This window comes from Gordonia sp. ALPHA1B1 (genome assembly GCF_005502615.1).
In the GTDB taxonomy this organism is placed as follows: domain Bacteria; phylum Actinomycetota; class Actinomycetes; order Mycobacteriales; family Mycobacteriaceae; genus Gordonia; species Gordonia hongkongensis.
In genome coordinates, this window is the sequence record NZ_SCOC01000015.1 from 116,896 (window position 1) to 126,791 (window position 9,896).

Annotated in this window: 4 protein-coding genes; all 4 read right to left on the reverse strand. The window is 68.7% G+C overall.

Going from position 1 to position 9,896, the window contains the following annotated elements; translation table 11 throughout:
• Window positions 1–220: 220 nt before the first annotated feature.
• A complete protein-coding gene (locus FFS52_RS12560) occupies window positions 221–1,429 on the reverse strand; it encodes a DICT sensory domain-containing protein (RefSeq protein ID WP_065631246.1) in 1,209 nt (402 codons plus the stop codon).
• 324 nt (window positions 1,430–1,753) lie between these two features.
• Window positions 1,754–2,293 (reverse strand): DNA starvation/stationary phase protection protein, encoded by a 540-nt coding sequence (locus FFS52_RS12565; protein ID WP_065631245.1) that lies wholly within the window; start codon window positions 2,291–2,293, stop codon window positions 1,754–1,756.
• 165 nt (window positions 2,294–2,458) lie between these two features.
• A complete protein-coding gene (locus FFS52_RS12570; RefSeq protein ID WP_137809887.1) occupies window positions 2,459–5,770 on the reverse strand; it encodes an arabinosyltransferase domain-containing protein in 3,312 nt (1,103 codons plus the stop codon).
• Window positions 5,763–9,143 (reverse strand): arabinosyltransferase domain-containing protein, encoded by a 3,381-nt coding sequence (locus FFS52_RS12575; protein ID WP_212743649.1) that lies wholly within the window; start codon window positions 9,141–9,143, stop codon window positions 5,763–5,765. Before FFS52_RS12575 ends, FFS52_RS12570 begins: the two co-directional genes overlap by 8 nt.
• Between the last annotated feature and the right edge of the window lie 753 nt (window positions 9,144–9,896).

Sequence of the window (9,896 nt, forward strand, 5' to 3'; positions counted from 1 at the left end):
CTGCTCAACCAGCGGGAGAGGCGAGGCCGCCGGATCCCCGCCCGCTGGCCGAGCAGCGTCGTCCGAGCGCAGCGAGGCAGCCGGCTCCCCGCCCGCTGGCCGAGCAGCGTCGTCCGAGCGCGGCGAGGCAGCCGGCTCCCCGCCCGCTGGCCGAGCAGCGTCGTCCGAGCGCAGCGAGGCCGCCGCGTCCGTCGAGGTCACTTGCCGCGCGCGACTCGGATCAGGAGAACCGCATGAGGATCGAGTGCACGGCCTGGGTGACGGTCATGCGGTCGTAGGTCTGCACGAACTCGAAGGTGCGCTCGAGATCGGGACCGGCGTCGTGCTGGTCGCGCGCCGAGAGCAGCGCCGCGAAATGTGGCCCGAGGACGGCGACATTCCACTCGTTGATCAGGTCGTCCTCCGCGTCGAGCGGCGCGCGGTGGACGTTCCCGTCCCGGATGTCGGGCAACCCGACACCGTAGACCCCGGCCAGACCGGTCTTCTCCGACATCTCCCGCCACCGCTTGGCGGTTCGCGAGGTGAAGTGTTCGGCGAACTGGAAGGTGCCCAGCACGATCGCGGCACCACCGATGGCCGCCTGCTCCTCGAGTGCCTTGCTCATCTCGATGAGCAGGCGTTTGTTGCCCATACGCGGCGGGATCGAGGTCGACGCGATGCGGTACGGCGTCGACTTGTCCGGGCCGGGAGTGGTCCACACCGGCATCTCGGGCAGCGGCACGACGGTCCGGGTGGCGAGGACGGACGGGTCGGTCACGGCGGGGTACAGGTCGCCGATACCGAAGGCGGCGCCCATCGTCTGGGCAGTGATCCGGGTGGCCTCGTCGTCGACGCCCTCGGCGATGACGACGGCATGGCTGCGTTCGGTGTGCGCGGCCAGCGCGTGGGCGAGGTGCGCGGCGTCGGAGCTGGTCCGCGACGTGAGCAGTTCGGCACCGGTGACGATGATGTCGGGCTCGACGAGGGAGAGCAGCGTGGCCGCGTGCTCGCTGCGGACGAGCCCGTCGACGCAGATGATCTTGCCGGCCGCCCGGGCGCGGGCGACGCGGGCGAGTGTCCGCTGCGGGCTGCGTTCGACGGCGTCGGGGAGGATGACCATGACGTGGCGTTCGAGGCGTCGCGCCGTCTCGTCGTCGAGGTTGTCGATCAGGTCGAGATCGAGGGAGACCAGCAGCGGCAGGATCTTGGCCAGCGACTGCGCACGTTGGGACGCGGCCATCTTGCGCTTCCGCTCGTCGAGTACAGGGTGTTCTTCGACGAGACGGGCGGCGCGTTTGAGGGCGGCGGCGGTGGCGAGCCGGGTGCCGGCCGGCCCCCGGAGCTGCAGTTCGACGGCGGCGAGAGCGCCATCGGACAGCCGGCAGACCGGCGCGAACTGCATGTGGAGCTCCAGATCATCGAACAGGGTGAATGATCGCGTTTCGGACACACGTGCCTCCCCGTCAGAGCGGAAAAGCGCCCCGATCGATCTGGTGGACGCGGATTGCTTCACATCCTGTTCGCGGCATTAGCCTGTGGTCAGCGTAACAAACCACGAACCGTGGACACGGTCGAGAAGCCCTTGGTCCCTGAGGTCCCAAGCGGCGCAAGGTATTCGGCTGTGAATCCGGGTGCGGGTGTCAGTGCCTGTTCGTAGTTGGTGGGTACAGAGAGGTGTTACCGCGGCCGCGACCAAAAGGGCGGAAGGTCGCGACCGCGGCTCCGGGGCGGGTCCGGGGGTGTGGTGACCCGCTACTCGGTCTGTTGCGCCAGGTCAGCGGGCTGCGTCGGCCGCTGCCTTTTCGCCGCTGGCGCCGGCGTGGGTGAGCTCACCGGTGTAGCTCTCGAGGTGTGCGCGGACGAACCACTGGAATTTCTCCAGTTCGGCGGTCTGTCCGATGAGGATGTCCTCGGTGATCGGATCGATGTCGCCGATCTTCTTGATTCCGTCGCGGTGCGAGGTGATGAACCCGTCATAGACCAGGTCGAGCGCGCCGAGGTGGGCCTGCGCGGTGTCGCGTCCGATGGAGTAGTCGCTCCACGAGCGGTCGTTCTCGATCGCCTTGGCGGTGCCCTTCGGCGACGCGCCGAGCGTGGCGATGCGTTCGGCGATGGTGTCGGCGTAACCGCGGACGAGCTCGACCTGCGGGTCGATCATCTCGTGCACGCCGATGAAGTTCGCGCCGACGACGTTCCAATGGATGTGCTTGAGGGTGAGGTGCAGGTCGTTCAGCGCGCTGAGGCGCTCCTGCAGAATGCCCACGACCTCGTTGGCGGCTTCGTTGCTGAGTCCAGGTGCGGTGAATGAAGGCATGACTCGAAGCTAGGCCGGTATCGGCGGCGTGACGAGGACAGCCGGCCATGAGTGACGGAACCGAGACAGCACATCTCAGTGAGATAACGAAGGCCTCGAGTGTGTTTGCCGCACCGACCGTGGGGAAACGACAAAACCCAGGTCGGCGCGGTGTCAGAGACCAGGTCAATACCCGCTGGAGCGCATCGGCGCGGGGTCGTACAACCCTGAACGACGAGCCGTCCCGAGGTCCAGTTCCGCAGCCGGAGCCGGGATGATCTCGGTGAACTTCTGCAGGCCGCCCCAGTCGCGTCCCCAGTTGTTTCGGAGGTACGTCGGCAGCAGGGTGGGTCGCAGCATCGCCTCGGTGATGCCGAGCGGACCGCCCGCGGTGCCAGACATCCAGGTCTGGCTGTTCTTCCGGGTGGCCTCGGCGTCGGGCATGATCCGCCATTGCGGTACCTCGAGGACGCCGTTGCGTACCTTCATCGGCTGCTGGCACGGGAAGACCATGCCGGGCAGCCAGTCGATGAAGACCGGGTCGGTCTGGCCCACGACGTCGTTGAGGGTGGCCAGGGTGCTGACCCGCGGTGGCGTCACCGCGACCCATTCCGACGGTGCGGCCGCGGTGTCGGCGACCTCGACCCGGACGACATCGGCCCGGGGCGGTGCGTCGGCGAGCGGGAACCGCAGGTTTCGCCAGGTGGGGGTCTCGCCGATGTCGACCGGGAACATCCGGCCCAGCGCGCTCACCCGCCCGTCGGCCTCCACGCGGCCGAACTGCATCGTGACCTTCTGGCCGGCGTGCACGACCCCGATGCCGTCGACCGCCTCGACCGATCCGGCGACTGCCATCGTCAGCAGCGGTGTGTCGTCGGAACGTTCGGGCAGCCGGTACCAGTCCGAGGTCAGCGAGCCGGTACCCGACGGCGAGCCGTAGCTGCCCAGGACGGGGGTCTGGGCGGGGTTCAGGCCGAACGGCAGACGCACCGTCGACCCGTTGACGCCTCGTGCACCCTGACCACCTTCGGTGCCGCCCTGCGCGGACGAGCTGTCGCCGGATTCGTCTGAGCCGGCGCCGGTCTGGGCGCTGTTCTGCGCGCCGGAGGTGGTCGACGACTCCGTGCTCTCGGTGGCGTCGACGGACAGGCGATCGGGTACGCCGTTCGGGGAGAAGCCCGTCGCGTCCGGTCCGGCCAGCGCCGCGGCGATGCCGGGGGCGGGCCGGCCGTCGACGGCCGCGGGCTGCAGCAGTCCGGCGGTCGGATCGGCCTCGACGAGAACGTCGTTGGCCAGCCCACACGAGTTCCCGGTGAGAGCGCGTGCGTTCGACTTCATCCACGACCACGAATCACGTTGCTCGTAGGCGCCTTTCGCGAACGAAGCGACCATGAACAGCACCATCAGCCCGGAGATGACCGGCAGCGGCGAGAACTTGAGCTTCGAATACCACTTGTCGGCCCCGCGCGTACGGGTCTGTTCGTCGACGAAGTCGTCGCGGAAGTGGAACCACAGGCCGGCAAGTGCGGTGGCGACCGCGGCGGCGAGGATGAACCAGGCGATGTTGATGCCGCCCACCGTCGGCGGGCGATCCCACCACGGGACGCCGTAGCTGCCGACGAACCACCAGCCGTTGGTGCCGGCGAAGGAGATCCCCGTGATCGCGAGCACCGCGGCGGCGAAGAAGCTGCGATTGCGTCGCGACCGCAGCACGGCCGGCGCCATCATGGCGCCCGCCGCGGCGGCGAGGCCCGCGGCGATGCCCGCGTACACACCGAAGTGGTGGGTCCACTTGGTCGGCGTGAAGGCGATGAAGAACATCGTGCCGAGGGTGACGGCGACCAGTCGCCAGATAGGTGCGCGCGCAATGCCGTTGGGATGCTCCCGCCGAAGTAGGCGGAGCAACACGACGAACAGGCACAGGATCATCGCCAGCACGCCGAAGCGTCGTGCGAGCGTGCCGTCGGCGGTCGGCAGGATCAGGTAGTAGTACCGGATCGGTTCCTGCCACCACTCCAGCGTCGGGCCGACGTCGGAGGCGACCTTGTTACCCGCGATAAGCGGGGCGAGCGGCTGATCGGCGAAGATCTGGAACAGTACCGCGGTGCCGGCCGCCAGGATGGGCGCGAGCATCGGCAGCAGGCCGTCCCGGGACCGGCGCGACACCAGGGTCTTCACGATCGGTCGGATCCCGGCCAGCAGTGCGGCGACCGCCATCAGGCCGCCGGGCGCGAGCGCGAGGGTGAAGGCGGCGGTGACCACCGCGACGGCGTAGGGGAGCAGTCGACGGGTCGCGATCGCGCGTTCCACGCAGCACCAGGTGAGCAGAGCGCCGACGGCCTCGGCCGGTTCCGGACGCAGACCGTTGTTGAACGGCAACCAGATCGCGAGGAAGACGAACGCGGCCGACCACACCGCCGGCGTGCTGTGCCGCACCGCGCGGCCCAGGCGCGGGATCACCTCTCGGCTGATGAGCCACCAGCCCAGCAACCCGAGGAGGAAGGCCGGTAGTCGCATGAACGGTGCCGCGACGCTCACGTCCGTCATGGCCGAGATGACCTGGAAGTGCCAGCCGAACGGGTCCTGTGGCACACCGAAGTAGCGGAAGTAGTTGTCGGCGTACCCGGCGTCTCCGGTGATCCGGCCGACGATGAAGTTGTAGCCGTCGTCGGAGGTGTTGGCGCCCGCGAACCACCAGAAGGCGAGAATCGCGAACACCGCGACATCGGGCGGCCGGATCGTGAACCAGCCCGACGGCAGGAAACGCTTGTGGCTGCGGCCGTCCCGGCGGTCGAGGATGCCGAGCGCGATCAGCGAGACGATCGTCATGAGGATGCCGAGCACGATCGCGGTGAGCTTCAGCAGGGTCGGGGTGCTGACGTAGCGGGTGTCGATGGTGGCGCGTAGCGACAATCCGTCACGAGAGACATCGGCGGGCAGATCGCTGTAGACGCCGACGATCTGGGGACGCATCTCGTGGTCGGCCAGCGCGAAGCCGTGCGCGGCGCCGGAGTCCGCGGCCGGTTCGGGCAGGCCCTCGAATCGTCCGCTCACCCCCTCGCCGTCGGCCCGGAAGACGATGCGACAGTTCGGATTCGATTGCGCGGCCGCTCGATCGGTGTTCAGCAGGGCGACGTTGCGGTCGGTGAGGGTCAGTGCGTCGGACGTCGCCCGGACGAAGAGCCCGCGGGCCCCGGCGTCCTGGCCGCCTTCGGGGATCGTCGACAGCAGTACTCCGCCCTGGTCGGGCAGGCGGGTGGCGAGTGAACACGGAACCGACGTCTCCATGTCGATCGGCACGAAGGAGACCAGCGGGGCGGCGACATCGGAGACGTCGCCGCCCTGCGGCCACTGCAGTTCGGCGGTCGACTGGTTCACCGGCAACAGCGGGGTGAGGATCGCCAGCAGGAATCCGAGCAGACCGGTGACGGTCGCGACGATCTTCGGGTTGACCGTGGTCGCCAGACGGGACGTACGAGGCGTACGGGACTCACTCATCGGATTGGGGCTCCACCCTGATCGAGCCGGCTCGTGACCAGCCCCATTGCGTCGTCTGTTCCGTGTCGATCCGCGCGTCCGGTGCGTCGGACACGAGCGGGGTCAGCTTCTCCAGTGCGCCCCAGTCGCGCACCCAGTCGTCCTGCAGGTACGTCGAGACCGCCGACGCGGAGGTGGTGGCCTCCGAGATTCCCAGCAACCCGCCGTCCACGCCGGCCTGCCACGTCTTGGACTGGGAATTGGTCAGCGGATAGTCACCCAGGATGCGCCACTGCGGGACCTGGGCGACGCCGTGGGACACACCCATCGGCCGCTGGCACGGGAAGTGCGACGCCACCCCGAAGTCGATGAGGGTGGGTGCCGTCGAGCCGACGACCGCCTGCAGCGTCTGCAACCGCGGTGCGCGCGGCGGGGTGATCCCGATGAACTGCTTCTCGCCGAGGTTGTTGTCCTGCAGCGACAATCGCATCACGGTCGCACGCGGCGGGGCGGCCGACATCGGTACGCGCATGTTGCGCCAGGGCATGTTCAGGATCACGGGACCGGGGTCGATGGGCAGGATGTCGGGGCCGACCTGTTCGAAGTTCCCGTCCGCACCCGGGCGGCCGAACTGCACCACCATCTTCTGCCCGAAGTTGCGTACGCCGAAGGTGTCGATGGTCGAGACGGCGCCCGCGGTGCTGAACACCAGCAGCGGTGACGCCGCGCGGTCGGCGGGCAGGTCGTACCAACCGGTCGTGAGCCGGGCCTCGCCCGGGTACCCGTAGCTGCCCAGGATCGGCGTGGTGGCGGGGTCGAGTCCGTACGGCAACTTGGCGGTGGAACCGTTCACGGTTTCCGGTCCGCGCCCGCCGGTGGTCCCGGCGCCCAGCCCGCCGGTGATCGCGAACGGGCGGGCCATACTCGCCGACACGTTCATCTGTCCGGGGCGCTGGCTACCCGGCTCGGGCTGGAGGTCGTCGGGAATCCCGTTCGGGGAGAACCCGACCGGGTTCTCACCGCGCAGCGCCTGCGTCGTGGTGGCGCCGCCGGCCGGGGTGAGCATGCCGGCGTTGGGATCGAGTTCGACGAGGACATCGTCGGCGAGGCCACAGCTGTTGCCGCGCAGCGTGTTCAGGTTCTCGGCGAGTGCGGTCGACGCCGGGTACCGGGTCACCGCGGCTTTGGCGAACAGCAGTAACTCCACGATCACCAGCAGACCGGCGATCACCGCCAGTGGTGAGGAGGCGAGAAAGAGCCGTCGGCGATCGGCTCGGGTCTCGCCGGGCCCGGTGTCGGCATGTGCGAGACCGCGATTGGTCACGTAGTCCAGCCGCAGGTGTTGCCAGACCGCGACCGCGGCCGCGATCACGGCGAGGATGAGGAACAGCGTCGACGCCTGGTAGCCGGCGATGACGGGGGCGCGGTCGAACCAGGAGATGCCGTATTCGTAGAGGAACGGCCACGAGTTGTAACCGGCCATCGCGGCGGCCATCGCGAACAACAGTCCGGAGACGAAGACCGTCAGGTTTCGCGCCGAACGCGCCGCCGACTGGGCCACGGCGACGGTGGCCGCCGCCGCGATCGCCGCCGCCAGCCCGGCGAGCACGCCGAACTGGATGGTCCACTTGGTCGGCGTGAACGCGAACAGGAGGAGGGTGACCCCGACGGCGCCGATGAGACGCCAGACGGGTCTCGGGTCGACTCCGCGAATCCTCGTGCGCCGCAACATGACCGCGACCGTGACGAACAGGCCGGCGAGCAGCAGGAGCAGCGGTACGCGACGGGTGAGGGCGCCGTCGTCGGTGACGACCGAGATGAAGTAGTACCGCAGGAACTCCTGATGCCAGGAGATGACCGGCCCGACCGAGTAGCGCAGCTTGATCGCTTCGAGGACGGTGGCCAGGGTCTGATCGCGGAACACCACTATCAGCACCACCATGCCGGCGGCGGCGATCGGCGCGAGGAGGGCGAGCGTTGCCGCCCAGCGGGATCCGTCCATCCGGTTCCGTCGGTCGATGAGGATGTGCAGCAGTGAGCGGGCCGCCACCAGCAGGATGGCCACGCCGACGACGCCGTGCGGGGCGAGCGCCAGGGTGAAGCCCGCGACGAGGGCGGCCAGTGCCGCGGGCAGGAGCCGCCGGGTCGCGATGGCGTATTCCGCTGCCCACCAGGTCAGCAACGAACCGACGACGATGATCCCCTCGCTGCGCAAGCCGCTGCAGAACGGCAACCAGAACGCGGTGAACGTCAGGGCGCCCGCCCAGATCGCCCACGAACTGCGCCGTACCGCCGGGCCGAGGCGTGGCAGCAGCACCCGGCTCAGGACGAACCACGAGACGAGGCCGGCGACGAGTTGCGGGATGTGCATCCACAGCACGGACGGCGAGACCGACGACCACGCCGCAAGGAAGCTGTAATACCAGTCGAACGGTGCTTCGGGGATGCCGTAGAAGCGGTAGTAGTTGGCGAGGTAGCCGAAACCGTCGGCGGTACGGCCCATGTTGAGGATGTAACCGTCGTCGGGCGAACCGGCCCCGAGGACGCTCCAGACCAGCAGGATCGCGGTGACGACCAGGTCGCTGGCCCGGGGTTTCAGTGAATGCCACCACGAGCGGGTGCGCGCGCCGATCCGCCGGTGGTACCCGCCGATGCGGTCGAGCAGCCCCAGCGCGACGACGGCGACGAGTACCGACAGCGCGGCGAGCACCATCACGATGATCTTGAGGATCGACGGGGACGACTCGTACCGGTTGTCGATGGCCACCTGCACGCGCAGGCCGTCGGCAGCGGCGTCGCGTGCCTGCTCCGGGCTGAGGTTGCTGAAGATGCCGTCGACCTGCGGGCGCCGGTCCGGCGGCAGGGTCGTCGACTCGCCCAGCCCGACGAACTGCGCACCCGGGCCGGTGGGGGCGGAGAAGATGCGCAGTTCCGAGCATCGGCTCAGGTCGGCGCGGGAGGCGGTCGCGGCGAGACTGTTCCGGAAGGTCACGGTGATCGCGGCGTCGGTGGCAGTGACCCACAGCGACGACGACTTCGAGCGCGGCGCATTGGTCGGCATCGTGGCGAGGACCACGCCGTCCGGTGCCGACGCCAGCGTCGCGCACGGAATGCGGGCGTCGAGGGTCTGCGGGGTCTGCGCGATGAGCGGCGCCATCACCGACGACGTGTCGGCGTTCAGATCCTGCCCGGCCGGCCACTCGAAACCGGCGTCGACGGCCTTGACCGGCAGCAGCGGGGTGAGGGCACACAGCACGACACCGGCGATCCCCGCCACGATCGCGATCCACCGGGCGGTGCCCGCGGAAATCCTGGTCCCTTGCCCCGACGATGCCGGCCCCGACGAGGACGGTTCGGCGGAATCCTCAGGCGAGGTCGGGGCTGTCACAGGCACGGTGCCTCATCGTAAGCGACGTCCCCCGGGGTACCTAGGGCCCACCCCGCGGCTCTAATCGATGAGGTGCGTGAACGTCGGTACCCCTGCTCCCTGATCCGAAAGAACGACACAAACCATTGCTTCCCGAGGTGCGAGGAGCGCCAGCCGCCGGGCCGAGCAAGCGACGAAGGAGCGCGTCGAGGTCGACGAGCCACGAACATTGCTCCCTGAGGTGCGAGGAGCGATAGCGACGAGCCACGAAGGGTTCGGCGACGCATCTCACCAGGACCCTTCGTGACGGCCTCCGCAAGCTCCGGCCTCCTCAGGGAGCAATAATTGGGCCCGCTCCGAGCACAATAAAGCTCTTTCGTAGTCCACGACGGCCGTCAGGCCGCAGCTACTGCGGAGCGGCCGCAGCTACTGCGGAGCGGCCGGAGCTTGCGGAGGGCGCGTCAACCCCCTGCTCCCTGAGGAGCGTCCGGAGCTTGCGGAGGGCGCGTCACGAAGGGTTCCGCACTGCAAAGACAGTTCTCGCCCGCGGGCGGACACTACCAGCAACCACCGACAATCGACGGTGGCGACCCTGCTTAGCAAAGATTCTGTTGGACAACGTATTTCGAGCTGCCGTTTGCCCTTCTTTCGTGTACAGTCGAACGTACATGGATCTCCTGACCTGAAAGTGGGCGGTTTTCGGTCAGTTTCGATGTGGGAGTTCCGGGCATGCGCCGCCCCTGGTGAGGTTGGCCATCGCGATCAAAGCATCGGGAGTGT